The sequence below is a fragment of the Agromyces selenitireducens genome (assembly GCF_052748465.2).
Genome location: NZ_CM188259.1, coordinates 2,234,143 through 2,258,378, shown reverse-complemented (window position 1 = coordinate 2,258,378; position 24,236 = coordinate 2,234,143). Strand labels below are relative to the sequence as shown.

Below are 24,236 nucleotides of genomic sequence, written 5' to 3'. Positions count from 1 at the left end.
CCCATGCCGTGCCGGCGCTCCGCGTCATCTGAGCGAGGCGATGGTGCGGACGGCGCCGCGGGCGAACCGCACCTGGCGCTCATAGGTCGCGGCGATCGCGACGAGCAGCGCCCCGGCGAGACCGAGCCACAGCCACCACCAGACCGCCTCGTACAAGCGGCTGATCCACGGCCACAATTGGGTGATCGCGTGCACGAGGAGCACGCCTCCGCCGAGGAGCGCCGGCGCCTGCAGCCGGAGCACGACGCCGACCACGACCGCGGCGACGGCGGCGACGCCGAGCGCGACGATGCGCCACAGGACCGGGTCGGTCCAGTCGGCGATGAGCGCGGGGATCAGCAGCACGGCGAGCCCCGGGCCCAGCGCCGGCCAGCTGCCGAGCGAGGGGCTGCGGCGCATCCGCACGGCGCCGGCAGCGAGCAGCGCCGTCGCGACGGGCACCGTGACGAGGTCGAACGGGTCGACCGCACCCGCTGCGAGGACGGCGACGCCTCCGACGGCCATGACGCCGAGGCTCGTCCAGCCGGTGACCGGTCCCGCGATCGGCCGAGCCCGGAGGGCGACCGCGGCCACGTGTACGGCCGCGAGCGCCGCGAACAGCAGGCCTGCGCGCAGCTCAGCGCGATCACCGTCGAGCGCGGCGGCCAGCGTGGGCAGCGAGGCGAGCGCGACGGATGCCGCGAGGCCCCACTCTGCGATCGCCGCCGGCCGCGCGTCCGATCGAGCCCAGGCCACCGCGGCGAGCACGCCCACCGCGAGGGCGAGGAGTGGCCAGAACTCGGGGATGAGCGCGCTCGCCTCGCCCTGAGCGATGGCGATGCCCCGTATGACGGCCGACCCGGCGACCGCGACCCAGCCGGTACCGACCACGAGGAGCCGCACGGGGACGCCGCGGGCCCGGTCGGGGAGGAACAGGCCCGACAGCACTGCGACCGATCCGGCCGCGACGAGTATGAGCGTCCGGAGCTCCGAATCTCCGGCGGTGACCACGCTCGGGAGCACGGCGACGGCGGCGGCGGCGCCCAGGACGGCGGTCCGGCCCGCGGCGGTCGCATCGCCGGCCGCGCGCCGCCACATGAGGAGGGCGCCGGCCGCCGCGAGCGCGGTGGCGAGCGGGAGCGTGTAGGCCTCGACCTCGCGGATGTCGTCGATCGCGAGTCGCGCCCAGACGGAGCCGACCGCGAGGGGGAGGCTCGCCCAGGAGACGTGGCGCGCGGGCGAGGAGCCGGCGATGGGATCTCCGTAGAGCGCGGCGACGAGGAACGGGACCGGGGCGAGGATCAGCAGGGCCAGCCAGGTCTGCTCCGGAGCCGCGGGCGGCAGCAGGGACGACTGCAGTGCCAGCACGACCACGACGCCGACTGCGACGCTCCAGGCGATCCTCGCCCGCGCGTCGCGCGGGAGGACCACATGGGCGAGCCCGGCGGCGAGCAGCGCGGCTCCGGCGACGCCGTGCACCACGAGGTCGTTCGACCGCCCGTACTCGGCCACGAGCGTGGCGCCTGCGAAGCCGAGCATGGCCGGCGTCGTGGCCGCGAACGCGACGCGCATTCCCGCGACCGGAGACCTCAGCCACAGCAGGCCGACGAGGGCGAGCACCATCGCCGGCACCCAGGCGAACGGCGTCGCGGTTGCCAGTCCGCCGACCGCGGAGACACCCGAGGCTGCGGCGGCCATGGCGCCGAGCACGGCTGCTGCGAAGAGCGGAACGGCGATCGCCACCCGGTCGCGGACCCGGAGGCGCGGCACGAGGGCCCCCGCGGCGAGCACCAGCGCTCCGACGAGACCGACGACGAAGGCCCCCTGGTCCCACGGAGCCACGATCGGTCGTCCCGCCGCGCCCGCCCAGGCCGGGGCGGCGAAGGCGCCGAGCGCCGCGACCGTCGATGCCGCCGACAGGTGGAGCGCACCAACGACAGGCACCGCCGCGGCAGGCCACACCCGGCCCGCCAGGAGCCGGCCGGCGACCGCGAGCACGATCACCGTCGCCACGGTCCACCACCACAGGTCGGCGCCGCCGTGCGCCAGTGCCCACGAGACCGCGGCCGCTCCGATGCCGAACACCGCGAGCACCATGACGGCGCCGGGCACGCGGTGTACCGGTCGCAGCACCGCGAGCACGAGGGCGACGGACGCGAGCGCGAGCAGCAGCCCGGTGGATGCGAGCAGCGTCGATGCAGTGGCGCCGGCGATGGCCCACGCGCCGAGCAGGAGGCCCGCCGGTACGGCCCCGAGCATTCGCAGCCTCCCGATCAGGGCCAGCGCGATCGCCGCGGCGACGCCGAGCGCGAGCGGCGCGAGCACGGCTGCGGCGGCGAGATCGCCGAGGTCGCCGATCCATGAGGCGGGGAGGTCCCTCGGGTCCAGCGCATCGAGCGACCACCTGCGGAACGGGACCTCGGCGAGCGGCGATGCCAAGGCTGCTGCGACGAGCAGCGCCGGTGTCATCGCGACGGCGGCCACCGATGCCGAGGCGATGAAGGCGGAGAACCCGTCGCGCGCCCATCGGCCGCGGATACGCGTCGCCGCGGCGGCGGCGCACGCGACGGCACCCGCGGACGCCGGTGCGATCCAGAGCGCGTCCCGGCCGGCGAGCTCGGCCGCCGCGCCGAGCGCAGGTGCGGCGGCCGTTGCGACTCCGGCCATCGCCGCAGCGAGCGGGGCCAACTTCGACCAGGCGTCGACCGACCTGAGGCGCAGTGCGACGAGCATCACGAGCCAGGCGCCCGCGATGCCGAGGAGCGCCCACGTCGGGCTCCATGCGATGTCGCCCATCGCCCACGGGGCCGCCACGAGCGCGATGGCGCCGCCGACCACGCCGGACCATACGACGATCGCCCGCTCGATCGAGGGGCGGGCGAACCGGGCGGCAGCGGCGGCGAGCAGGACCGCCGTGCCGCCGAGCCACACGCCGGTCGCGGTCTCGCCGCGGGGCGGGGCGCCGTACGCGAAGACGGCCAGGCCGACCGGAGCGAGCACGGCGGCGGCGATGCCCGGCACGCGCACGCGAGTGACGACGCGGGCCCCCGCGAGCAACGCCGCGAGCGTCAGGAGGGCACCGCCCCAGTACCCCGGCGTGTCGAGCCGGTTGCTGAGGAACAGGTCGTTCGCGCGGATGATCCAGACGTCGAGCACGAGCAGCACGACGGCGAGCGCCGCGACGCCCTCGGCGGTGCCCGGCAGGCCCCGCGCGCGGAGCAGCCACGAGAGTGCGAGCACCAGGACGCTCGCCACCGCGATGACGACGGAACGCACCTCGAGCGTGGCGATCAGGTAGGCCACCAGGAGGAACACGACGGCCGCGACCGAGAGGAGCACGACCCCGAGGGTGAGCAACAGCACCTGCACGCCGGACCGGCGCGGACGGGCCGGTGCGGGCGCTCCGGGCGCCGCGGCCGGCGCGGGCGCCGCGGCCGGTGCTGGCACCGCCTGGGCCGCGGGCGTTGCAGCCGGCGCCGTTGCCGTGGCCGGGACGACCGGGAGGGGCGGCGGCGATGGGACCGAACGGACCGCCGCAGCGGCCTGCTCGGCCCGCATGCGAGTGATCACCGCCTGTCGCTCGACCTCTGCGTCGCGCACGCGCGTGCCAGCGGCCAGCAGCTCGGCGGCGGCGGGCACATCGAGGCGCAGTCCGCACGTGTCGCACACCGGGCGGAACAGCTGGGAGAAGCAGGAGGGGCAGCGCGCGGTGTCGACGAGCATCGAGGGCTCGGTCGGCCAGCGCCGCAGGTCGGACGCCGCGGGACGCGTCTGGTGGCTCATGCGCCTCACTCTGGCACGGCATCCGGGCAGGTCGCGGCCCTTCCGGCTCGTCTGTGGGAAATGCGCGGCCTGATGGCCACCGGCCGGTGCAGTAGACTTTCGGGGGTCCAACCGCGCTTCGCACGCTTCGGCGTGCCGACGCGGCCGGACGACGAGTCAAGCCGACGGCTCGGGGCGTAGCTCAGCTTGGCTAGAGCGCCCGCTTTGGGAGCGGGAGGTCGCAGGTTCGAATCCTGTCGCCCCGACGAGTCGCCCAGGCTCGACACGAACTTCCACCAAACAGGAGAATCTTCCCCATGCCGACCACTTCGGTTGAGAAGCTGAGCCCGACGCGCGCCAAGCTCACCATCTCGGTGACGCCCGAGGAGCTCAAGCCCAGCATCGCCCACGCCTACGAGCACATCGCCGAGCAGATCGCCGTGCCCGGCTTCCGCAAGGGCAAGGTGCCGCCGCCCATCATCGACCAGCGGGTCGGCAAGGCCGCCGTGCTCGAGCACGCGGTCAACGAGGGCCTCGACGGGTTCTACCGGGCCGCGGTCAACGAGCACGAGCTACGTCCGCTCGGCCGCCCGTCGGCCGACATCGTCGAGTGGCCGAACGAGAAGGACTTCTCGGGCGACCTGCTGCTGGCGATCGAGGTCGACGTGCGCCCCGAGATCGAGCTGCCCGAGTACGCGGGCCTCGAGCTGACGGTCGACTCGGTCGAGGTCGGCGACGACGAGGTCACCGAAGAACTCGAGCGCCTCCGCAGCCGCTTCGGAACGCTCATCACCGTCGACCGTCCGGCCAAGACCGGCGACTTCGTGACGCTCGACCTCGTCGCCGTGATCGACGGCACCGAGGTCGACACCGCGAGCGGCGTGTCGTACGAGCTCGGCTCGGGCGAACTGCTCGAGGGCATCGACGAGGCACTCGACTCGCTCACCGCGGGTGAGACGACCACGTTCGAGTCGAAGCTGCTCGGCGGCGACCACCAGGGTGAGACCGCCGAGATCACCGTCACGGTCAGCGCCGTCAAGGAACGCGAGCTCCCCGAGGCCGACGACGACTTCGCGCAGATCGCGAGCGAGTTCGACACGCTGGACGAGCTCACCGCGAGCCTCAAGGAGCAGGTCGCGAAGAACAAGTCCTTCGGTCAGGGCGGCCAGGCCCGCGACCTCCTCGTCGACAAGCTGCTCGAGCTGGTCGAGGTCCCCGTCGCCGACAGCGTCATCGAGGACGAGGTGCACCGCCACCTCGAGTCCGAGGGCCGGCTCGAGGACGACGAGCACCGCGCCGAGGTCACCGAGTCCAGCACCAAGGCCTTCAAGACCCAGATCGTGCTCGACGCCATCGCCGAGAACGAGAAGGTCCAGGTCAGCCAGGAGGAACTCACGCAGTACCTCGTGCAGGGCGCCGCGCAGTACGGCATGGACCCGAACGAGTTCGTGCAGATCCTCAGCCAGAACGGCCAGATCCCGGCCATGGTCGGCGAGGTCGCGCGCAACAAGGCGCTCGCGATCGCCCTCGGCAGGGTCACGGTGAAGGACGCCGCGGGCAATGCCGTCGACCTCTCCGAGTTCACCGCCGTCGCCGAGGACGACGGGGCCGAGGCCGACTCGACCGAGGCCGCCGAGGAGAAGAAGCCGGCGAAGAAGCGCTCGACCAAGAAGGCCGACGGGGCCGAGGAGGCGCCGGCCGACGACGCTCCGGCCGAGGAGAAGAAGCCCGCCCGCAAGCGCACCGCGAAGAAGGCCGACGCCGAGTAGTCGGAACGGATCCGCAACGAGACGCGCCGGGGTCGGGCACTGCCCGGCCCCGTCCGTCGTCTCCGGACGATGGAGTGGAGCATGGACGACTGGCAACGGCGTGTCGACGCCGTGTGGGACGCGGCATCCGAGCTGGGCGACGACGTCGTCATCGATCGGATCGACGCGCTCGTCGCAGAGCTGCCCGCCGGCGACCCGCGCGGGCCCTTCGAGGCCGCGGGCGCACGCGACTCCGCCGGACTCGAGGAGCAGGCCGAGCCCCTCTACCGGCGCGCCCTCGGGCTCGGCCTGTCCGGTCGCGCCCGGATCGAGGCGCACATCCAGCTCGCATCGACGCTGCGCAACCTCGGCCGCCCGGCCGAGGCGCTCGCGCTGCTCGACGGCGTACGCAGCGACGCCGGCGACCTCGCCGAGGCGGTGGACGCGTTCCGGGCGCTGGCGCTCGCGTCGTCCGGTCGAGCGGATGCCGCGGCATCCGTCGCGCTGATCGCGCTCGCACCGCACCTGACGCAGTACCGCCGCGCCGTCGACGCCTATGCGCGCGAGCTGGTCGCACCGACGGCCGGCGCCACCGACCGGGACCACTGACGCGCGCCTCGTCGATGCGGCATCCGCCGACGGCGAACAGCCCGGTCCCTGCGTGTTGCACCGGATAGATTCGACACAACGCACGAACGAAACGGAGCGATATCCATGGCCGAACCGACACTGCAGCCCAGTGTGTTCGATCGACTGCTGAAGGACCGCATCATCTGGCTCGGTTCGGAGGTGCGCGACGACAACGCGAACGAGATCGCCGCGAAGCTGCTGCTCCTCGCCGCCGAGGACCCGAAGAAGGACATCTACCTCTACATCAACTCGCCCGGCGGGTCGATCACGGCGGGCATGGCCATCTACGACACGATGCAGTTCGTCCCGAACGACATCGTCACGGTCGGTATCGGCATGGCCGCCTCGATGGGCCAGTTGCTGCTCACGGCGGGCACGAAGGGCAAGCGCTACATCACCCCCAATGCTCGCGTGCTGCTCCATCAGCCGCACGGCGGCTTCGGCGGTACGGCGAGCGACATCCAGACGCAGGCGCAGCTCATCCTCGACATGAAGAAGCGCCTCGCCGAGATCACCGCCGCGCAGACGGGCAAGTCGGTCGAGCAGATCAACCGCGACGGCGACCGCGACCGCTGGTTCAACGCACACGAGGCGCTCGAGTACGGCTTCGTCGACCACATCCGCGAGTCGGCGCTCGACGTGTCCGGCGGCGGCGGCACCCAGCCCGGCTTCGAGGACACCAAGGCCTGAGGAAGAGAGAACTGCGAATGAACATCCCCGCTTTCGGCGGCACCGCGTTCAGCGGCGCCCAGGCCCCCGGCTCGCGATACATCCTGCCGAGCTTCGAGGAGCGCACGGCCTACGGCTACAAGCGCCAGGACCCGTACGCGAAGCTCTTCGAGGACCGCATCATCTTCCTCGGCGTGCAGGTCGACGACGCGTCGGCCGACGACATCATGGCGCAGCTGCTCGTGCTCGAGTCGATGGACCCGGACCGCGACATCATGATGTACATCAACTCGCCCGGCGGCTCGTTCACGGCCATGACCGCGATCTACGACACGATGCAGTACATCCGCCCGCAGATCCAGACCGTCGTGCTCGGCCAGGCCGCCTCGGCGGCGGCCGTGATCGCGGCGGCCGGCACGCCCGGACGCCGTCTCGCGCTGCCGAATGCCCGCGTGCTGATCCACCAGCCCGCGATGGGCGAGGCCGGCCACGGCCAGGCGTCCGACATCGAGATCCAGGCGGCCGAGATCCTGCGCATGCGCACGTGGCTGGAGGAGACGCTCTCGAAGCACTCCAACCGCTCCATGGAGCAGGTCAACACCGACATCGACCGCGACAAGATCCTCTCGGCGGCCGAGGCGATGGAATACGGCCTCATCGACCAGGTGCTCACGTCGCGCAAGACCCTGCCGGCGCTCTCGCGCTGAGCGATCGACGTCTCGAAGGGGCGGGTGCGGATGACGCATCCGCCCCTTCGTTCGTCAGGTTTCCGCCAAACCGTGGCGGATGGGCCCGGCCCGGCCCTCGTCGGGCTAGGCTCGGACCAGACGCGTTTCGAGGGAGGAAACGATGGCACGGATCGGGGAGAGTGCTGACCTGCTGAAGTGCTCCTTCTGCGGAAAGAGCCAGAAGCAGGTGCAGCAGTTGATCGCCGGTCCCGGCGTGTACATCTGCGACGAATGCGTCGAGCTGTGCAACGAGATCATCGAGGAGCGACTCGCCGAGGCGGGCGAGGCCGAGGCGGGCGACTTCGAGTTGCCCAAGCCGAAGGAGATCTTCGGCTTCCTCGAGGAGTACGTCATCGGCCAGGAGGCCGCCAAGCGCGCCCTCGCCGTCGCCGTCTACAACCACTACAAGCGCGTGCGGGCCAAGGCGTCGATCACGTCGGCCGACCGGGCCCACGATGACGTCGAGATCGCCAAGTCGAACATCCTGCTGATCGGTCCGACGGGCTGCGGCAAGACGTACCTCGCCCAGACGCTCGCGAAGCAGCTCAACGTGCCCTTCGCAGTGGCGGATGCCACGGCGCTGACCGAGGCCGGCTACGTCGGCGAAGACGTCGAGAACATCCTCCTGAAGCTCATCCAGGCCGCCGACTACGACGTCAAGCGCGCCGAGACGGGCATCATCTACATCGACGAGGTCGACAAGATCGCGCGCAAGGCCGAGAACCCCTCCATCACGAGGGACGTCTCGGGTGAGGGCGTGCAGCAGGCGCTGCTGAAGATCCTCGAGGGCACCGTGGCATCCGTACCGCCGCAGGGCGGGCGCAAGCACCCGCACCAGGAGTTCATCCAGATCGACACGACCAACGTGCTCTTCATCGTCGCGGGCGCATTCGCCGGCCTCGAGGAGATCATCTCGTCGCGCTCGGGCAAGCGCGGCATCGGCTTCGGAGCGCCGCTGCACTCCAAGCAGGACGAGGCGGAGCTCTTCAGCGAGGTGCTCCCGGAGGACCTGCACAAGTTCGGCCTGATCCCCGAGTTCATCGGCCGGCTCCCCGTCGTGGCGACCGTCACGCCGCTCGACCGCACGGCGCTCATGGAGATCCTCACCGAGCCGAAGAACGCGCTCGTCCGGCAGTACCAGCGCATGTTCGAGCTCGACGGGGTGCAGCTCGAGTTCGAGCACGCGGCCCTCGAGTCGATCGCCGACCTCGCGGTGCTCCGGCAGACCGGTGCCCGCGGCCTCCGCGCGATCATGGAGGAGGTGCTCGGGCCGATCATGTTCGAGGTGCCCTCCACCACCGGCGTCGCCCGTGTGGTCGTCACGAAGGAAACCGTGATCGACAACGCGGCACCGACGATCGTGCCCGCGAAGCCGCGCCGCGCCGAGAAGTCGGCGTAGCGCGCGGAACCCTCCGGCCCGCCGCCCTCGACTCGTCAGTCGAAGACGCGCAGCACGTGCCAATGCCGCCCGTCACTGCCGACGTCGAACACGTGCGTCTCGCCGTCGTCGGCGCTCGCCTGGAACCGCCATCCGGTGATCGCGAGCGGCGCTCGACCCGGCGCCACGTCGTGTGCCTCGAACGGATGCCACCAGTCGGCGGGGCCGACGAGGGGAGTGGGCGTGTCGCTCACACGGTATCGGCGGGCGCGCCAGACGAGCCGTTCGGGCGCACCGGACTCGCCCGTCCAGACCTCCGCCGGTTCAGCAGTGCGCCGCATGTCGTCCTCGCCATCATTCGAAACTGTGTTCGAATGCTACCAGCGTCCGGGCATGCCGAACAGGGCGGGCCACGCAGGCCCGACCGATGTCGTGGGCTACGCCAGGTCGTCGTCCGTGCGTGCGCCGAAGACGATCTCGTCCCAGCTCGGCATCGCCGCGCGCCCCTTCTTCGGGCGCGACGCCGACGACGCCTTGCCGCCCCACAGGGCGCGCGCGGCGCTGCCGGCCGGGCTCTCATCGGCCTGCTCGCCGTCGGCTTCCGTCGACATGGACTCGGGTGCGAGTGGCGCCGGCGCGACCGACGTGTCGGCGTGCGCGGCAGGGGGCGGAACCGGGGCGAACGGCGCCGGCTGCGACATCCGCTCGGATGCGCCCGTCACCGATTCGCGTTCGCCGCGCCGGCGCCGGAGCGCCTCGAGCAGGTCGGCCGTCTCGCCGGTGGGCGGCGCGGGCTCGTCGGCGCGCTTGATCGCCGCGCGCGAGGCCGCCGCGCTCGACGTCGGAGCCGGCTGGCGCGGCGCAGCCACCTCTGGCTGTGGCGCGGTGTCGTCCTCGGCGGTGTCCGACGGCTCGAACGTGAACGCGCCGCTGTCGAACCGCGACGACTCGTCGTCGGGGGACACCGCGCGCAGTCGCGGGATCATGCCGCCGCGGACCTCGCCCTGCTTGGAGAGAGTCGCGGCATCGGCGTTCTGGGGGTGGAGCGCGTGCTTGCGCGGCTCGAAGGTCCAGCGCGCGTCGTGGTCGATGCCGTCGGCGGTGAACTCGAGCTTGACCATCCAGCCGTGCTCGTCGTCCTTCCAACTGGCCCAGCGCTCGCCGTTGGCCCCGAGCCCGGCGAGGCGCTCGCGGACCATGCTGCCGAACGACGCGGGTTCCTCGCCGTCGGCGTCGCCCGGCGCGTGCATCGGCACCGCGAGGGCCGAGGTGACCATGTGCTCGCGCTCGGCGAGCACAGGACCCTCGAATCGGCGGATGGCGTCGACCGAGGCGCCCGTGAGTTCGGCGACCTCTTCGGCCGACAGCCCTGAGCGGATGTGCGCCTGAACCTCGCGCGGCGAGAGCCTCGGTCCTGTGTTCGTCTCGGGGACCGCGTGGCGGATGCGCGACTGGAGCACCTCGTCGATCTCGATCCGGAATCGCGCCCCGTCTTCGGAGGCTGCGACGAGGGCGCCGTCCTCGACACCGATCACCTTCAGTTCCTGCATCGCGAGAAGCCTTTCCGTGCCTTCGTCTCCGCCCAAGGATGCCACGGGGCCGGCCCGGTGCCCGGGAATACGGCGGGCGCGCCGCGAGTTGTGCATTCCACCGGAACAGGGGACTCCGGAATGGTTTGCTTACGCCATTGATTTGATGCAGACTATGCCCGCCGAACCCTCGGCAACGAAAAAAAGGATGGGAATGGCAACGGACTACGACGCGCCGCGGAAGACCGAAGACGACTCCGAGTCGATCGAGGCCCTCAAGGAGCGCGTGCCCGACAAGATGTCGAGCGCCGTCGACGTCGAAGACGCCGACAACCCCGGCAGCTTCGACCTCGCGGGTGCCGACCTGTCCGACGTCGAACTCGACGTCGTCGTGCTGCCGCCGCAGGAGGACGAGTTCACCTGCGTCAGCTGCTTCCTCGTGAAGCACCGCTCGCAGATCGACCACGACACGAAGCAGGGGCCGATCTGCCTGGAGTGCGCCGCCTAGGCCCGCTCCTCCTCGACTTCCGGCCGCCGCGATCCCTCGTTGATCGCGGCGGCCAGTTCGTTCGGATGCCGGGTCGACAGGAGCCAGTACGGTGCGGGATCCGCGGCATCCGCGATCGGCGCCTTCACCACGTCGCGGATCCACCCGCGGATGACGAGGAACGCGCGGGCGTCGAGACCGGTGCCGCGCTCGACCCGTGCCGCGTCGCCGACGGCGGGGACCGCGCTGCCGACCAGCTCGAGGGGCACTTCGGCGCGGCCGGCGCGCAGCCGTCCGCCGGACACCTCGATCACCGGCGCCGTGAGGGTCAGGGATCCGGCGACGACCGCGTACATCAGCAGGCCCGTCGCCACGCCGGCCGGCACCGAGACCGGGGCGAGGACGAGGATGCTCGAGGGGATGAGCAGCAGGCTGATGAGGTAGATCCAGGGGGTCGGCCACAGCCGTTCGCGATAGTCGGGCATGGGTCTATCAGACCAGACTTCTGCACTACCCTCGAACGGTGACCGATTCCGTCGATGTGCTGATCACGGCCGACCGCGTGCCCGGATACGCCCACCCGGGCGATGCCGGCGCAGACCTCCACGCCGCCGAGGCCGTGGTGCTCGAGCCGGGGGAGCGCGCGACGGTGGGCACAGGCGTGGCGATCGCGCTGCCCGACGGGTACGTCGCCTTCGTGGTTCCGCGCTCGGGCCTGGCCTTCAAGCACGGCATCACCATCGTCAACGCCCCGGGCACCGTCGACGCCGGATACCGCGGCGAGATCAGGGTCGCGCTGTTGAACACCGACGCCCGTGAGGCCTACCGCATCGAAGCGGGCGACCGCATCGCCCAGCTCGTGGTCATGCCGGTCAGCCGGGCGCGGTTCGTGGAGGTCGAGACGCTGCCCGGCAGCCTCCGCGGCGAAGGTGGATTCGGGTCCACCGGATTCGGGGCGAACCAGTCAGGAGCACACGCGTGAGCGACATCGAGAACATCGACGACATTCCCGTCGACCACCCCAAGTCGGCGCCCGCCGATCGCGCTGCGAACGGCCCGCTCGACGAGTCGGAGGCCAACCCGGTGCGTCCGTACGTCGACCTCGGCGGCGTCAAGGTGCTGCCGCGCGAGGGCCTGCACCTGCGGCTCGAGGTCGAGGAGGGCAGCAAGCGGGTCGTGGCGGTCGGCCTCGACTACGCCAACTCCACGCTGCAGGTGCAGCCGTTCGCGGCACCGCGCTCGAGCGGGCTGTGGCACGAGATCCGCGAGCAGATCGCCGACCAGATCGCCCGCCAGGGCGGAACCACCACGGTCCGCGAGGGGTCGTTCGGACCGGAACTGCTCGCGCAGATCCCCGTCAACACCGCCGACGGGCAGACCGGCCAGATGCGGCTCGCGCGTTTCATCGGCGTCGACGGGCCGCGCTGGTTCCTCCGCGGCGTGATCGCGGGCGAAGCTGCGGCCGACCCGACGGCCGCCGCCAAGGTCGAGGACCTCTTCCGCTCGATCGTCGTCGTGCGCGGAAACACCCCGATGCCGCCGCGCGACCTCATCCCGCTGCGCATGCCGGCGCCGTCGTCGGGCGGTCCGGCCGCGTGACGACGCACGATCCCGATGCCGACTCGCCGTCGAACGGCGCGCCGCCCGACGCCGCCGCCGGCGCGTCCGGCGAGGGGAATCGCCCGGTACCGGCCGAGACCGGACGCGACGACGGGACGGCGCGTGACGACGACGGCGCCGACGAGATCGCGCGCCAGCTCGCGGCCGCGGCGGAGCGCTCCGGGCTCGGTCGCATCGCCCGCGACGAGACGCTGACGCCTGCCGACCTCGTCGGGGCGCTGGGCGGCATCCGGGGCCTCGCCGAGGCGATCCTGCCCGGCCTCGTGTTCCTCGTCGCCTATACGTTCACGCGCGAGCTCGTGTGGGCGCTGACCGCGTCCCTCGGCCTCGCGGTCGTCTTCACGATCGCTCGCCTGGCCACGCGCAGCCAGCCGACGCAGGCCATCGCGGGGCTCATCGGCGTCGCGGCATCCGCTGCGCTGGCGCTGTGGACCGGGCGGGCCGAGGACAACTACGTCATCGGCTTCTACACGAACGCCGCCTACGCGGTCGCGATCCTCATCTCGCTGCTCGTGCGATGGCCGCTCGTCGGGCTCATCGTCGGCTTCCTGATGGGCGACGGCACCGCGTGGCGCGAGCGGCGTCGGACGTACCGTGCGATGCAGCTGCTCACCCTCGTCTGGCTCGGCATGTTCGTCGCCCGCTTGATCGTGCAGGTCCCGTTCTACTTCGCCGGCAACGTCGAGGCGCTCGGCGCGACCCGGCTCCTCATGGGCGTGCCGCTCTACGCGTTGCTGCTCGTCTTCTCGTGGCTCGTGGTGCGCGCCGTGTACCCGGCGCGCACGACCGCGGCCGAGTGATAGAGTTATCTCGATATCAAGATAATTTTCCGGATGCCGGAGTGAGCCTGTCGGCAGGCGGGACCCTGCACTAGCCTTGCTTGGGCGGGGCAGCGGATCACCACGAGCACCGTCATGTGCCGCCGCGGGCGGCATCCGCGAAGGAGAGGACACCGTGTCTGCAGTGAACAGTTTCGGGGCGAAGGACACGCTCCACGTGGGCGACCAGTCGTATGAGATCTTCAAGATCGACACGGTCCCCGGTCACGAGAAGCTCCCCTTCAGCCTGAAGGTGCTCCTCGAGAACCTGCTCCGGACCGAGGACGGCGCCAACGTCACCAAGGAGCAGATCCAGGCGCTCGGCTCGTGGGTCCCCACGGCCGAACCCGACACCGAGATCCAGTTCACGCCGGCCCGCGTCGTCATGCAGGACTTCACCGGCGTGCCCTGCATCGTCGACCTCGCGACCATGCGCGAGGCCGTGGTCGCCCTCGGCGGCGACCCGAACAAGATCAATCCGCTCTCGCCGGCCGAGATGGTCATCGACCACTCCGTCATCGCCGACCTGTTCGGCACCGAGAACGCCCTCGAGCGCAACGTCGAGATCGAGTACGAGCGCAATGGCGAGCGATACCAGTTCCTGCGCTGGGGCCAGACGGCGTTCGACGACTTCAAGGTCGTGCCGCCCGGTACGGGCATCGTGCACCAGGTTAACATCGAGCACCTCGCGAAGGTCATCTACCACCGCGACGTCGACGGCGTCACCCGTGCCTACCCCGACACGTGCGTCGGCACCGACTCGCACACCACGATGGTCAACGGCCTCGGCGTGCTCGGATGGGGCGTCGGAGGCATCGAGGCCGAGGCGGCCATGCTCGGCCAGCCCGTCTCGATGCTCATCCCCAAGGTCGTCGGGTTCAAGCTGTCCGGCGAGATCCCCACGGGCGTCACCGCGACCGACGTCGTGCTGACCATCACCGACATGCTGCGCAAGCACGGCGTTGTCGGCAAGTTCGTCGAGTTCTACGGCTCCGGCGTGGCATCCGTGCCGCTCGCCAACCGCGCGACCATCGGCAACATGAGCCCCGAGTTCGGCTCGACCGCCGCGATGTTCCCGATCGACGAGGTCACCGTCGAGTACCTGCGCCTCACGGGCCGCAGCGACGAGCAGCTCGCGCTCGTCGAGGCCTACGCGAAGGCGCAGAAGCTCTGGCACGACGCAGAGCACGAGGCCGTGTACTCCGAGTACATGGAGCTCGACCTGTCGACGGTGGTGCCGTCGATCGCCGGCCCGAAGCGCCCGCAGGACCGCATCGAGCTCACCGAGGCGAAGGAGCAGTTCGAGAAGGACCTCATGAACTACACCGACGCGGTGCACGACCTCGTCGACCTCGAGGTCTCGGAGTCCTTCCCGGCGTCCGACCCGCCGAGCAACACGCCCGAGGACGAGCACAACCACCACGTGCACTCGCATCACGCGCACCCGCCCAAGGCCGTGTCGAAGCCGACCCCGGTGCAGACCGCCGAAGGCCAGGCGTACACGCTCGACCACGGCGCAGTCGCCATCGCCGCGATCACGTCGTGCACCAACACGTCGAATCCCTCGGTCATGCTCGCCGCGGGCCTGCTCGCCCGCAACGCGGCGCAGAAGGGCCTCAAGGCCAAGCCGTGGGTGAAGACCACGCTCGCTCCGGGCTCGAAGGTCGTCACCGAGTACTACGAGAAGGCCGGCCTCGACGACGACCTCGAGGCGCTCGGGTTCTACACCGTCGGCTACGGCTGCACGACCTGCATCGGCAACTCGGGTCCGCTCATCGAGGAGGTCTCCGCCGCGGTGCAGGAGAACGACCTGGCGGTGACCGCGGTGCTCTCGGGCAACCGCAACTTCGAGGGTCGCATCAACCCCGACGTGAAGATGAACTACCTCGCGAGCCCGCCGCTCGTGATCGCCTATTCGCTCGCCGGAACGATGAACTTCGACTTCGAGAACGACCCGCTCGGGAAGGACACCGACGGCAACGACGTCTACCTCAAGGACATCTGGCCCGACGCCGCCGAGGTGCAGAAGACCATCGACGAGTCGATCAACGAGGAGATGTTCACGCGCCAGTACGCGAGCGTGTTCGAGGGCGACGAGCGCTGGCGCAACCTGCCCACGCCGACGGGAGCGACCTTCGAGTGGGACGCCGAGTCGACCTACGTTCGGAAGCCCCCGTACTTCGACGGCATGACCATGGAGACCACGCCCGTCGCGGACATCGCCGGCGCACGCGTGCTGGCCAAGCTCGGCGACTCGGTCACGACCGACCACATCTCGCCGGCGGGTTCCATCAAGGCCGACAGCCCCGCCGGCCGGTACCTCACCGAGCACGGCGTCGACCGCAAGGACTTCAACTCGTACGGCTCGCGCCGTGGCAACCACGAGGTCATGATCCGCGGCACGTTCGCGAACATCAGGCTGCGGAACCAGCTCCTCGACGGCGTCGAGGGCGGCTACACGCGCGACTTCTCGCAGGAGGGCGGCCCGCAGTCGTTCATCTACGACGCGAGCCAGAACTACCAGGCCCAGGGCACTCCGCTCGTCATCTTCGGCGGCAAGGAGTACGGCTCGGGCTCGTCGCGCGACTGGGCGGCCAAGGGTACGAGTCTCCTCGGTGTGAAGGCGGTCATCACCGAGAGCTTCGAGCGCATCCACCGCTCGAACCTCATCGGCATGGGCGTCGTGCCGCTGCAGTTCCCGACGGGGGAGACGACCGACTCGCTCGGCCTCGACGGCACCGAGGTCGTCTCGATCACGGGCCTCGAGCAGCTGAACGAGGGCGTCACCCCGAAGACGGTCCACGTCGTCGCCGAACCGAGTGAGCACTCGCCCGAAGGCAAGCAGACGGTCGAGTTCGACGCGGTCGTCCGCATCGACACGCCCGGCGAGGCGGACTACTACCGCAACGGCGGCATCCTGCAGTACGTGCTTCGCAGCCTCGTCTGACGAGGAGATCGACGGGGGCGGCGAGCACGGCTCGCCGCCCCCGTTCTCTGCCCGGGCTCTCAGGTCGTCCGGCGTAGACTCGAACGAATCCCGGGGCTGCGAGGCCCCCGTCTTCGGAGGCACGACGAATGAGGCTGATCGACACGATCCGAGGTCCCCGCGACCTGGACGCGCTCTCCCACGACCAGCTCGAGGAGCTCGCGCGGGAGATCCGCGAAGTGCTCGTCGCGAGCGTGTCGAAGACCGGCGGCCACCTCGGCCCGAACCTGGGCGTGGTCGAACTCACCATCGCGATCCACCGCGTGTTCGACTCGCCGCGCGACCCGATCATCTTCGACACGGGGCACCAGTCGTACGTCCACAAGCTGCTGACCGGGCGGAAGGACTTCAGCACCCTGCGTCAGACCGGCGGCCTCGCGGGTTACCCCCAGCGGTCGGAGTCCGAGCACGACGTCGTCGAGAGCTCGCACGCGTCGAGCTCGCTGTCGTGGGCCGACGGCATCTCGAAGGCGTTCGAGATGACCGGTCAGGGCGATCGTCACGTCGTCGCGGTCGTCGGCGACGGAGCCCTCACCGGCGGCATGACCTGGGAGGCGCTCAACAACATCTCCGACGACAACACGCGCAATCTCGTGGTCGTCGTGAACGACAACGGACGTTCGTACGCGCCCACGATCGGCGGCATGGCGCGCTTCCTCAACTCCGTGCGGACCAAGCAGTCGTACCGCACACTCCACCTGCGCAGCCGCAGCGCGTTCGACAGGCTCGGCTCGCCCGGGCGCGCGTTCTACCGCGGCGTCCGCGGCGGCCTGCACGGCTTCCTCAGCCGGTTCAGCGGCAACGAGGCGCTCTACTCGAACCTCGACATCAAGTACATCGGCCCCATCGACGGTCACGACGAGCGCGCCGTCGAGGAGGCGCTCCGCCAGGCGAAGTCGTACGGGGCGCCCGTCATCGTGCACACGATCACCGACAAGGGCCGCGGCTACGAACCGGCCCGCCGCGACGTCGCCGACCAGTTCCACGCCGTCGGCCAGATCGACCCCGAGACGGGCGAGTCGACGGAGAAGGCCTCGGCACCGTCGTGGACCGGCGTGTTCGCGGACGAGCTGGTCAGCCTCGCCGAGCGCGACGAGCGGCTCGTCGGCATCACCGCCGCGATGCTGCGTCCGACGGGCCTGCACCGGATGGCCGAGCGGTTCCCGGCGCGCGTGTTCGACGTGGGCATCGCCGAGCAGCACGCCGCCACGTCCGCGGCGGGCTTGGCCTTCGGAGGGCTCCACCCGGTCGTGGCGGTCTACGCGACGTTCATCAACCGCGCGTTCGACCAGGTGCTCATGGACGTCGCGCTGCACAAGGCCGGCGTCACGTTCGTGCTCGACCGTGCCGGGGTCACCGGCCCCGACGGCCCCAGCCACCACGGCATGTGGGATCTCTCGATCCTCCAGGTCGTGCCCGGCATCCGGATCGCCGCACCGCGCGATTCGGTCCGGCTGGCCGAGGAGCTCGGCGAGGCCGTGCAGGTGCACGATGGGCCGACGGTGCTGCGCTTCCCGAAGGGCGCGGTCGGCACCGAGTACGACGCCGTGCGCCGCACCGGGGACGGCGTCGACGTGCTCGTCGAGTCGGAGCGTCGCGACGTCCTCATCGTCACGGTCGGCCCGATGGCCGGCGTCGGCCGCGAGGTCGCGGAGCGGCTCGGCGCGCAGGGGATCGGGGCGACCGTGGTCGACCCGCGCTGGGTCGTGCCCGTCCCGCGCAGCGTCGTCGAGCTGGCGGCCGACTACCGCATCGTGGTCAGCATCGAGGACGGCATCCGCGTCGGCGGCATCGGCACGAGGATCCGGCAGGATCTCCGCGAGGCGGGCGTCGACACGGCCGTGACCGAAGTGGGCCTTCCCGACGAGTTCCTCGACCACGGCGCCCGCGGCGACATCCTCGAGCGCGTGGGCCTCACGCCGCAGCACATCGCTCGCGACGTCACCGCGATGGTCCTCGGCAGCAAGCTCCCGCACGCCCGCAACGCCGGCGTCGAGCTCTCGGCCGACACCGGTTCGCGTCCGCGCGTCTGACGTGCGAGGCTGGCTCAGCCGATGCGGTAGACGTGCTCGACCGAGTCGCCCAGCCGAGTGACGCCCGTCAGGCTGAGTGGGGGAGTGACCGTGTCGACCGGCAGGAGCGGCCGGCCGCGCCCGAGCGCCACCGGCATGTACGTCACGAGCACCTCGTCGAGCCGCCCGGCCTCGAGGAACTGCGCCGCGACCGGACCCCCGCCGACCACCCACACGTTCCGGCCGGCCGCCGCGACGACCGCCGCATCGGCCACGGCACCTGCGTCGCCCGAGACGAATCGGATGTCGGCGCCGTCGGGCACCGGCAGATCACGGTGGGTGAGCACCCAGGTCGGCAGCGAACCGTAGGGCCATCCGCCGCCCTCGCGCAGCACCCACTCGTAGGTCGTCGCGCCGAGCACGAGGGCGCCGACCCCGGCGAAGAACCGCTCGTAGTGCTCGCTGAAATCCGCCATGCCGAACTGGAGCAGCCAGGCGAGATCGTCGTGCTCGTCGGCGATGAAGCCGTCGAGAGTGGAGGCCACGTAGTACTGGATCCGCGTCATCCGCCGAGCATACGAACGGCCCCCGACATCGTGCGTCGGGGGCCGCTCGTGCGGTGCGAGTGGCGCGTCAGGCGCCGACGCCGCGGATGGGCGGGTGGTGGAACGTGTCACCGAACGCGCGCTCGGACGCGCCGACCCGGTCGAGGTACGGCGTCGCCCCGCCGGCCTGGAAGGGCCAGCCTGCGCCGAGGATGAGGCACAGGTCGATGTCCTCGGCCGCCGCGACGACCCCCTCGTCGAGCATGAGCCTGATCTCGCGGGCGAGCTCGTCCTCGACGCGGCGGAGGATGGTGGCCTCGTCGACCGGGGTCCTGCCCACGGTGATCGCCTTCTTCGCCTCCTTGGTGAGGTCGGTGACCTTGCCGTGCTTGTCCTTCTCGACGACCGGGCCGTCGAGCTTCGCGAGCGCGTGCAGGTTCTCGGACGAGTAGAAGCGCTCGGGGAACTCGCGGACCATGGTGTCCTGGACATGGGCGGCGACCGCCCAACCCACGAGGTCGATGAGCTCGAACGGACCCATCGGCAGGCCGATCGGGGCGAGCGCCCGCTCGACGACCGGGACCGGGGTGCCCTCGTCGACGGCGCGCGCGGCCTCGCCCATGACCTTGGCGAGCAGCCGGTTCACGACGAACCCCGGGGCGTCGGCCGTGAGCACGGCGCTCTTCTTCAGCTTCGCAGCGACGGCGAAGGCGGTGGCGAGCGTCTCGTCGTCGGTGGCCGGGGCCTTCACGATCTCGAGGAGCGGCATGACCGCGACCGGGTTGAAGAAGTGGAAGCCGACGACGCGCTCGGGGTGCGCCAGCTTGGCACCGATCTGCTCGACCGAGAGCGACGAGGTGTTCGTCGCGAGGATCGCCGTCTCGGAGAGGTGCGGCTCGACCTCGGCGAAGACCTGCTGCTTGACCGCGAGGTCCTCGAAGACGGCCTCGATGACCCAGTCGCAGTCGGCGAAGTCGGCCTTGTCGGTCGTGCCCGTGACGAGCGCGCGGAGGCGGTTCGCCTCGTCGGCGTCGATGCGGCCCTTCGACTGCAGCGTCCCGATCTCATCGCGGATGTACGCGAGGCCCTTGTCGACGCGCGCCTGGTCGAGGTCGGTGATCACGACCGGCACCTGCAGGCGGCGGACGAACAGCAGCGCGAACTGGCTGGCCATCAGGCCGGCCCCGATGATGCCGACCTTGGAGACCTTGCGGGCCAGCTTCGGATCGGGTGCACCGGCGGGCTTCTTGGCGCGCTTCTGCACGAGGTTGAACGCGTAGATCGACGCGACGAACTGGTCGCCCGAGACGAGGTCGGCGAGTGCTTCGTCCTCGCGGGCGAACCCCTCCGCCTTCGTGCCGCTCTTGGCCGCCTTGATCAGGTCGAGCGCGACGAACGGAGATTTCGCGGTCGTTCCGATCCTGCCCTCGATGCTCTTGCGCGCGATGCCGACCGCGACATCCCACTTGGCGAGCTTCTCGAGCTTGCCCGGCGCATTCGGGCGCTTGACGGTGATGTCGCCGCCCAACACTCCGTCGGCCCACTTGAGCGAATCCTCGAGGAAGTTCACCGGGGAGAACATGGCGTCGGCGATGCCGAGCTCGAGCGCGTCCTTCGCCTTGAGCATGCGGTTGTTCTTGAGGGGGTTCTCGACGATCACGCGCAGCGCATTCTCGATGCCGATGAGGTTCGGCAGCAGGTAGGCGCCGCCCCAGGCGGGCACGATGCCGAGGAACACCTCGGGCAGGGCGATCGCCGGCGCCGAGGCGTCCACAGTGCGGTAGTCGCTGTTCAGCGCGACCTCGAGGCCGCCACCCAGGGCGAGCCCGTTGATGAACGTGAACGACGGCACGCCGAGCTCGCCGAGCTTGCCGAACACCATGTGCCCGAGCTGGCCCATCTTGAGGGCGATGTCGCGGCTGGGGATCTCGCCGACCTTCGAGAGGTCGGCGCCCGCGGCGAGGAAGTACGGCTTGCCGGTGATCGCGACGGCCTGGATCGAGCCGGCGGACGCCCGTGCCCTCAGCTCGTCGAGGCGATCGTTCAGCTCGAGCAGCGTCACCGGACCGAGCGTCGACGGACGCGTGTGGTCGCGCCCGTTGTCGAGCGTGATGAGGGCGAGCACCCTGCCCGACGGCAGGCGGACGTCACGGACGTACGAGTGCGTCACCACCTCGTCGTCGGCGAAGGCGGCCGCCAGCTCGGAGAAGTCGATCTTCGAGTAGTCGGTCATGTCGCTCAGCGGCCCTTTCCGTAGCGCTTGTGGTGCGGGTTCTCCCAGATGACGCTGCCGCCCTGGCCGAGACCCACGCACATCGCCGTGAGCCCGTACCGCACCTCGGGGTGCTGCTCGAACTGGCGGGCGAGCTGGATCATGAGACGGACGCCCGAGGCGGCCAGCGGGTGGCCGATCGCGATGGCGCCGCCCCACTTGTTGACGCGGGGGTCCTCGTCGTCGATGCCGAAGTGGTCGAGGAAGCTCAGCACCTGCACGGCGAACGCCTCGTTGAGCTCGAAGAGGCCGATGTCGTCGATCGTGAGGCCGGCGCGCTTCAGCGCCTTCTCGGTCGAGGGGATCGGGCCGATGCCCATGACCTCGGGCTCGACACCGGCGAACCCGAAGCTGACCATGCGCATCTTGACCGACAGGCCGAGCTCCTTCGCGGCGTCCGCGCTCGCGAGGATGGCGGCGGTCGCGCCGTCGGTGAGCGGCGACGCGTTGCCCGCCGTCACGCGACCGTGCGGGCGGAACGGGGTCTTCAGGGTCGCGAGGCCCTCCATCGTGGTCTCGGGGCGGCGGCCCTCGTCCTCGGCGGCGAGACCCCAGCCCTCGTCGGTGCGGAGCGCCACCGGCACCAGGTCGGGCTGGATGTGCCCGGCGTCGTACGCGGCCTGCACCTTCTGCTGGCTGAGCATGCCGAACCGGTCGCTGCGCTCCTTGGTGAGCTCCGGGAACCGGTCGTGCAGCCGCTCGGCGGTGTTGCCCATGTTGAGCGCGTCTGCCGCGACGAGCTTCTCGGCGACGAACCGGGGGTTCGGATCGGCATCGAGGCCCATCGGGTGCCGGCCCATGTGCTCGACGCCGCCCGCGATGACGACGTCGTACTGCCCGAAGCCGATGCCCGCGCCGGTGGTCGTCACGGCGGTCATGGCGCCCGCGCACATGCGGTCGATGGCGAAGCCCGGCACGGTCATGGGCAGGCCCGCGAGGATCGCGGCGGTGCGTCCGAGGGTGAGGCCCTGGTCGCCGGTCTGCGAGGTCGCGGCGATGGCCACGTCGTCGACGCGATCCCCCGGAAGGCTCGGGTTGCGCTCGAGCAGGCCCGTGATCGTCTTCACCGCCAGGTCGTCGGCTCTCGTGTTCCAGTACATGCCCTTTTCGCCGGCCCGTCCGAACGGGGTCCGTACCCCGTCGACGAACACGACATCAGCTCGTTCAGCCACGCTGCAGCTCCCTTTCGAATGAGGATCATCCCGATCCTAGGAAGGGCCCCCGTACGGCGGGAATCGGTTGGCGGTTCCTACGAAGCGTCGTGCGCAGCATCCTCGAGCGATTGTGCGGCCTTCACAAACGCAGCCGCGATTATCTGTGCGGTAGCGGCAATCTGCCAGGGGCGCGCGCCGAGCTCGGCCAATGCCTCCGAGACCGCCTCGGGCGTCGGATCTGCGGGCGGATGCCACGCGAGCCGCCGCAGGTGGTCCGGCGTGAGCAGGTTCTCGACGGGCATGCCGAACTGCTCGGCGACATCCGTCACCGCGGCCTTCGCGAGGCGCAGCCGCGCGTCGGCCTCGGGGTTCCGCGCCGCCCAGGAGCGCGGGGGCGGAGGCGCGTCGCTCGGCACCCGCGAGGCAGGCGGCTCGGCCGTGCGCGCCTCCTCGATCGCAGCCCACCAGCGGTCGATCTCGGTGCGGCTGGCCCGGCCGTTGAAGGCCTTGAGCTCGGCGAGCGCGCGCTTGGACTCCGGCAGGGTCTTCGCCACTGCGAGGATCGACGCGTCCGGCACCAGCCGGCCGGGCGCGGTGTCGGTCTCGGACGCGAGTGCGTCGCGTGCATGCCACAGCGATCTCGCCACGGCCAGGTTCCGCGGCGAGCGCAGCGAGTGGATGCCGCTCAGCCGGCGCCACGGCTCGGCCGCGGGCGGCTTCGCCTCGCGCTGCACCGTCGCGTCGAACTCCTGACGTGCGATCTCCTCCTTTCCGGCGTCGACGAGGCGCTCCGCGAGCCGGTCGCGGACGTCGACGAGCAGCTCGACGTCGAGCGCCGCGTATCGCAGCCACGACTGCGGCAGCGGTCGCGTCGACCAGTCCGATGCCGAGTGCTCCTTCGCGAGGCGGATGCCGAGCAGCTCCTCGACCACCGTGGCGAGCCCGACGCGCGGCATCCCGAGCAGCCTCGCCGCGAGTTCGGTGTCGAAGATGCCGGACGGGTCGAGCCCGACCTCGCGGAGGCAGGCCAGGTCCTGGCTGGCGGCGTGGAGCACCCACTCCTCGTCGCGGATCACCGCCTGCAGCTCGTCGAACGCGCCGATCGTGGTGGGATCGAACAGGAACGTCCCCGCATCGCGGCGGAACAGCTGGATGAGGTAGGCGCGCTGCGAGTAGCGGAAGCCGCTCGCCCGCTCCGCGTCCACGGCAACGGGCCCCACGCCGCCTGCGATGCGCTCGACGGCCTCGTCGTACGCCTCGCGGGACTCGATCACGCGGAACTCGTCAGCCACGGTTCCTCCTCCGTCGGGGAAGGGCCGTCACCCCCTCGGTCCGGGGAGGCAACCCCGCCAGCATGCACAACAACTCACTCCACCCTTCCACATGCGGCGCCGCGTGCTCGTCGAGCGGCGTCCAGGAGGCGCGGAGTTCGACCTGCGCGCCGTCGCCCTGCCGAGCCAGTTCCCCGTACCCCGTGCTGAGGATCTTCGTGACCGTGCCCGAAGCAGCGACGTAGCGAGCGCCGCGAGCGTCGAGCGCGTCGACGAGCCACGACCAGGCGACATCCGCCAGGAACGGGTCGATGCCGATGTCGGTCTCGAGCGGCGCCTGCGTGAAGCACACCACGCGGAACCGGCCGCCCCACGACTCGGGCTCGGACGGGTCGTAGAGGAGCACGAAGCGTCCGGTGCCGAGGTCCGAGTCCTCGCCGTGCGCCCCCGGTGAGACGTCGGCCGCGAGCGCGACCGCCCACGGCGCGAGCGACGAGGGCGCGGCGATCTCCGACACGCGCAGTTCGGGGCGCGGTGCCGCAGCCCGCAGCGACTCCAGCGCCGCGGCGAACTCCGGGGGTGGCAACGCCGAGTCGGACACGTGTGCAGACTAGAGTCTCGAACACGGGGCACGTCGGCGGCACGCCG

General features: G+C 71.0%; 20 protein-coding genes and 1 tRNA gene. 12 read left to right on the top strand and 9 right to left on the bottom strand.

Annotation, left to right across the window (positions count from 1 at the left end; translation table 11 throughout):
• Positions 1-24: 24 nt before the first annotated feature.
• Positions 25-3,762, bottom strand: a complete 3,738-nt coding sequence (locus ACULK4_RS10495) for an SCO7613 C-terminal domain-containing membrane protein (protein WP_445964370.1) — start codon at positions 3,760-3,762, stop codon at positions 25-27.
• Positions 3,763-3,932: 170 nt separating this feature from the next.
• On the opposite strand from ACULK4_RS10495, the gene ACULK4_RS10490 reads away from it, so the two are divergent.
• The 6 genes from ACULK4_RS10490 to clpX all read left to right on the top strand — a co-directional run bounded on the left by ACULK4_RS10490 (position 3,933) and on the right by clpX (position 8,915).
• A tRNA-Pro gene (locus ACULK4_RS10490) sits at positions 3,933-4,007 on the top strand.
• 51 nt (positions 4,008-4,058) lie between these two features.
• The gene (gene tig, locus ACULK4_RS10485; protein ID WP_445964369.1) at positions 4,059-5,510 is read left to right on the top strand and encodes a trigger factor; all 1,452 of its coding nucleotides are present in this window, start codon (positions 4,059-4,061) and stop codon (positions 5,508-5,510) included.
• A gap of 81 nt (positions 5,511-5,591) precedes the next feature.
• On the top strand, positions 5,592-6,098 hold the full coding sequence (locus ACULK4_RS10480) for a tetratricopeptide repeat protein (protein ID WP_445964368.1): 507 nt from the start codon (positions 5,592-5,594) through the stop codon (positions 6,096-6,098).
• A 105-nt stretch (positions 6,099-6,203) separates the two neighbouring features.
• Positions 6,204-6,809: an ATP-dependent Clp protease proteolytic subunit gene (locus ACULK4_RS10475; RefSeq protein WP_445964367.1), complete on the top strand. Its 606-nt coding sequence runs from the start codon at positions 6,204-6,206 to the stop codon at positions 6,807-6,809.
• A 17-nt stretch (positions 6,810-6,826) separates the two neighbouring features.
• Positions 6,827-7,495, top strand: coding sequence for an ATP-dependent Clp protease proteolytic subunit (locus ACULK4_RS10470; protein ID WP_445964366.1), 669 nt, complete (start codon positions 6,827-6,829; stop codon positions 7,493-7,495).
• A gap of 142 nt (positions 7,496-7,637) precedes the next feature.
• On the top strand, positions 7,638-8,915 hold the full coding sequence (clpX, locus tag ACULK4_RS10465) for an ATP-dependent Clp protease ATP-binding subunit ClpX (RefSeq protein ID WP_445964365.1): 1,278 nt from the start codon (positions 7,638-7,640) through the stop codon (positions 8,913-8,915).
• A 35-nt stretch (positions 8,916-8,950) separates the two neighbouring features.
• On the opposite strand, the gene ACULK4_RS10460 is transcribed toward clpX, so the two are convergent.
• Together ACULK4_RS10460 and sepH are read right to left on the bottom strand one after the other, a co-directional pair.
• Positions 8,951-9,235: a DUF6504 family protein gene (locus ACULK4_RS10460; RefSeq protein WP_445964364.1), complete on the bottom strand. Its 285-nt coding sequence runs from the start codon at positions 9,233-9,235 to the stop codon at positions 8,951-8,953.
• 96 nt (positions 9,236-9,331) lie between these two features.
• A complete protein-coding gene (gene sepH, locus ACULK4_RS10455; RefSeq protein ID WP_445964363.1) occupies positions 9,332-10,444 on the bottom strand; it encodes a septation protein SepH in 1,113 nt (370 codons plus the stop codon).
• A gap of 193 nt (positions 10,445-10,637) precedes the next feature.
• Here sepH and ACULK4_RS10450 point away from each other — a divergent pair, with 193 nt between their 5' ends.
• Positions 10,638-10,931: a DUF4193 domain-containing protein gene (locus tag ACULK4_RS10450; protein ID WP_445964362.1), complete on the top strand. Its 294-nt coding sequence runs from the start codon at positions 10,638-10,640 to the stop codon at positions 10,929-10,931.
• On the opposite strand, the gene ACULK4_RS10445 is transcribed toward ACULK4_RS10450, so the two are convergent.
• The gene (locus ACULK4_RS10445; protein ID WP_445964361.1) at positions 10,928-11,395 is read right to left on the bottom strand and encodes a DUF3093 domain-containing protein; all 468 of its coding nucleotides are present in this window, start codon (positions 11,393-11,395) and stop codon (positions 10,928-10,930) included. The genes ACULK4_RS10450 and ACULK4_RS10445 overlap by 4 nt on opposite strands.
• 38 nt (positions 11,396-11,433) lie before the next feature.
• Between ACULK4_RS10445 and dut the strand changes: the two genes are divergently transcribed.
• The 5 genes from dut (at position 11,434) to dxs (ending at position 18,367) form a co-directional block, all read left to right on the top strand.
• Positions 11,434-11,892, top strand: coding sequence for a dUTP diphosphatase (gene dut, locus ACULK4_RS10440; RefSeq protein WP_445964360.1), 459 nt, complete (start codon positions 11,434-11,436; stop codon positions 11,890-11,892).
• On the top strand, positions 11,889-12,509 hold the full coding sequence (locus ACULK4_RS10435) for a DUF3710 domain-containing protein (RefSeq protein ID WP_445964359.1): 621 nt from the start codon (positions 11,889-11,891) through the stop codon (positions 12,507-12,509). Before dut ends, ACULK4_RS10435 begins: the two co-directional genes overlap by 4 nt.
• Entirely contained in the window at positions 12,506-13,330 is an 825-nt protein-coding gene (locus ACULK4_RS10430; RefSeq protein ID WP_445964358.1) for a DUF3159 domain-containing protein, read from the top strand. Before ACULK4_RS10435 ends, ACULK4_RS10430 begins: the two co-directional genes overlap by 4 nt.
• Before the next feature lie 154 nt (positions 13,331-13,484).
• A complete protein-coding gene (gene acnA, locus ACULK4_RS10425) occupies positions 13,485-16,295 on the top strand; it encodes an aconitate hydratase AcnA (protein WP_445964357.1) in 2,811 nt (936 codons plus the stop codon).
• 128 nt (positions 16,296-16,423) lie between these two features.
• The gene (dxs, locus tag ACULK4_RS10420) at positions 16,424-18,367 is read left to right on the top strand and encodes a 1-deoxy-D-xylulose-5-phosphate synthase (protein WP_445964356.1); all 1,944 of its coding nucleotides are present in this window, start codon (positions 16,424-16,426) and stop codon (positions 18,365-18,367) included.
• 14 nt (positions 18,368-18,381) lie between these two features.
• On the opposite strand, the gene ACULK4_RS10415 is transcribed toward dxs, so the two are convergent.
• The 5 genes from ACULK4_RS10415 to ACULK4_RS10395 form a co-directional block, all read right to left on the bottom strand.
• Complete coding sequence (locus tag ACULK4_RS10415) at positions 18,382-18,912, bottom strand: dihydrofolate reductase family protein (RefSeq protein WP_445964355.1); 531 nt, start codon at positions 18,910-18,912, stop codon at positions 18,382-18,384.
• Between the two features lie 67 nt (positions 18,913-18,979).
• Positions 18,980-21,124, bottom strand: a complete 2,145-nt coding sequence (locus tag ACULK4_RS10410; protein ID WP_445964354.1) for a 3-hydroxyacyl-CoA dehydrogenase NAD-binding domain-containing protein — start codon at positions 21,122-21,124, stop codon at positions 18,980-18,982.
• A gap of 5 nt (positions 21,125-21,129) precedes the next feature.
• Positions 21,130-22,335, bottom strand: a complete 1,206-nt coding sequence (locus ACULK4_RS10405; RefSeq protein WP_445964353.1) for a thiolase family protein — start codon at positions 22,333-22,335, stop codon at positions 21,130-21,132.
• A gap of 77 nt (positions 22,336-22,412) precedes the next feature.
• Entirely contained in the window at positions 22,413-23,609 is a 1,197-nt protein-coding gene (locus ACULK4_RS10400) for a ribonuclease D (RefSeq protein ID WP_445964352.1), read from the bottom strand.
• Positions 23,602-24,189, bottom strand: coding sequence for a DUF3000 domain-containing protein (locus tag ACULK4_RS10395; protein WP_445964351.1), 588 nt, complete (start codon positions 24,187-24,189; stop codon positions 23,602-23,604). Before ACULK4_RS10395 ends, ACULK4_RS10400 begins: the two co-directional genes overlap by 8 nt.
• Between the last annotated feature and the right edge of the window lie 47 nt (positions 24,190-24,236).

What these genes read in the sequence shown, in the direction of transcription:
- dxs (WP_445964356.1), top strand. Translation starts at nt 16,424, where the DNA reads ATGAGGCTGATCGACACGATCCGAGGTCCCCGCGACCTGGACGCGCTC.
- clpX (WP_445964365.1), top strand. Translation starts at nt 7,638, where the DNA reads ATGGCACGGATCGGGGAGAGTGCTGACCTGCTGAAGTGCTCCTTCTGC.
- ACULK4_RS10460 (WP_445964364.1), bottom strand. Translation starts at nt 9,235, where the DNA reads ATGCGGCGCACTGCTGAACCGGCGGAGGTCTGGACGGGCGAGTCCGGT.
- tig (WP_445964369.1), top strand. Translation starts at nt 4,059, where the DNA reads ATGCCGACCACTTCGGTTGAGAAGCTGAGCCCGACGCGCGCCAAGCTC.
- ACULK4_RS10445 (WP_445964361.1), bottom strand. Translation starts at nt 11,395, where the DNA reads ATGCCCGACTATCGCGAACGGCTGTGGCCGACCCCCTGGATCTACCTC.
- ACULK4_RS10470 (WP_445964366.1), top strand. Translation starts at nt 6,827, where the DNA reads ATGAACATCCCCGCTTTCGGCGGCACCGCGTTCAGCGGCGCCCAGGCC.
- ACULK4_RS10475 (WP_445964367.1), top strand. Translation starts at nt 6,204, where the DNA reads ATGGCCGAACCGACACTGCAGCCCAGTGTGTTCGATCGACTGCTGAAG.
- ACULK4_RS10480 (WP_445964368.1), top strand. Translation starts at nt 5,592, where the DNA reads ATGGACGACTGGCAACGGCGTGTCGACGCCGTGTGGGACGCGGCATCC.
- ACULK4_RS10410 (WP_445964354.1), bottom strand. Translation starts at nt 21,124, where the DNA reads ATGACCGACTACTCGAAGATCGACTTCTCCGAGCTGGCGGCCGCCTTC.
- ACULK4_RS10415 (WP_445964355.1), bottom strand. Translation starts at nt 18,912, where the DNA reads ATGACGCGGATCCAGTACTACGTGGCCTCCACTCTCGACGGCTTCATC.
- ACULK4_RS10495 (WP_445964370.1), bottom strand. Translation starts at nt 3,762, where the DNA reads ATGAGCCACCAGACGCGTCCCGCGGCGTCCGACCTGCGGCGCTGGCCG.
- ACULK4_RS10450 (WP_445964362.1), top strand. Translation starts at nt 10,638, where the DNA reads ATGGCAACGGACTACGACGCGCCGCGGAAGACCGAAGACGACTCCGAG.
- sepH (WP_445964363.1), bottom strand. Translation starts at nt 10,444, where the DNA reads ATGCAGGAACTGAAGGTGATCGGTGTCGAGGACGGCGCCCTCGTCGCA.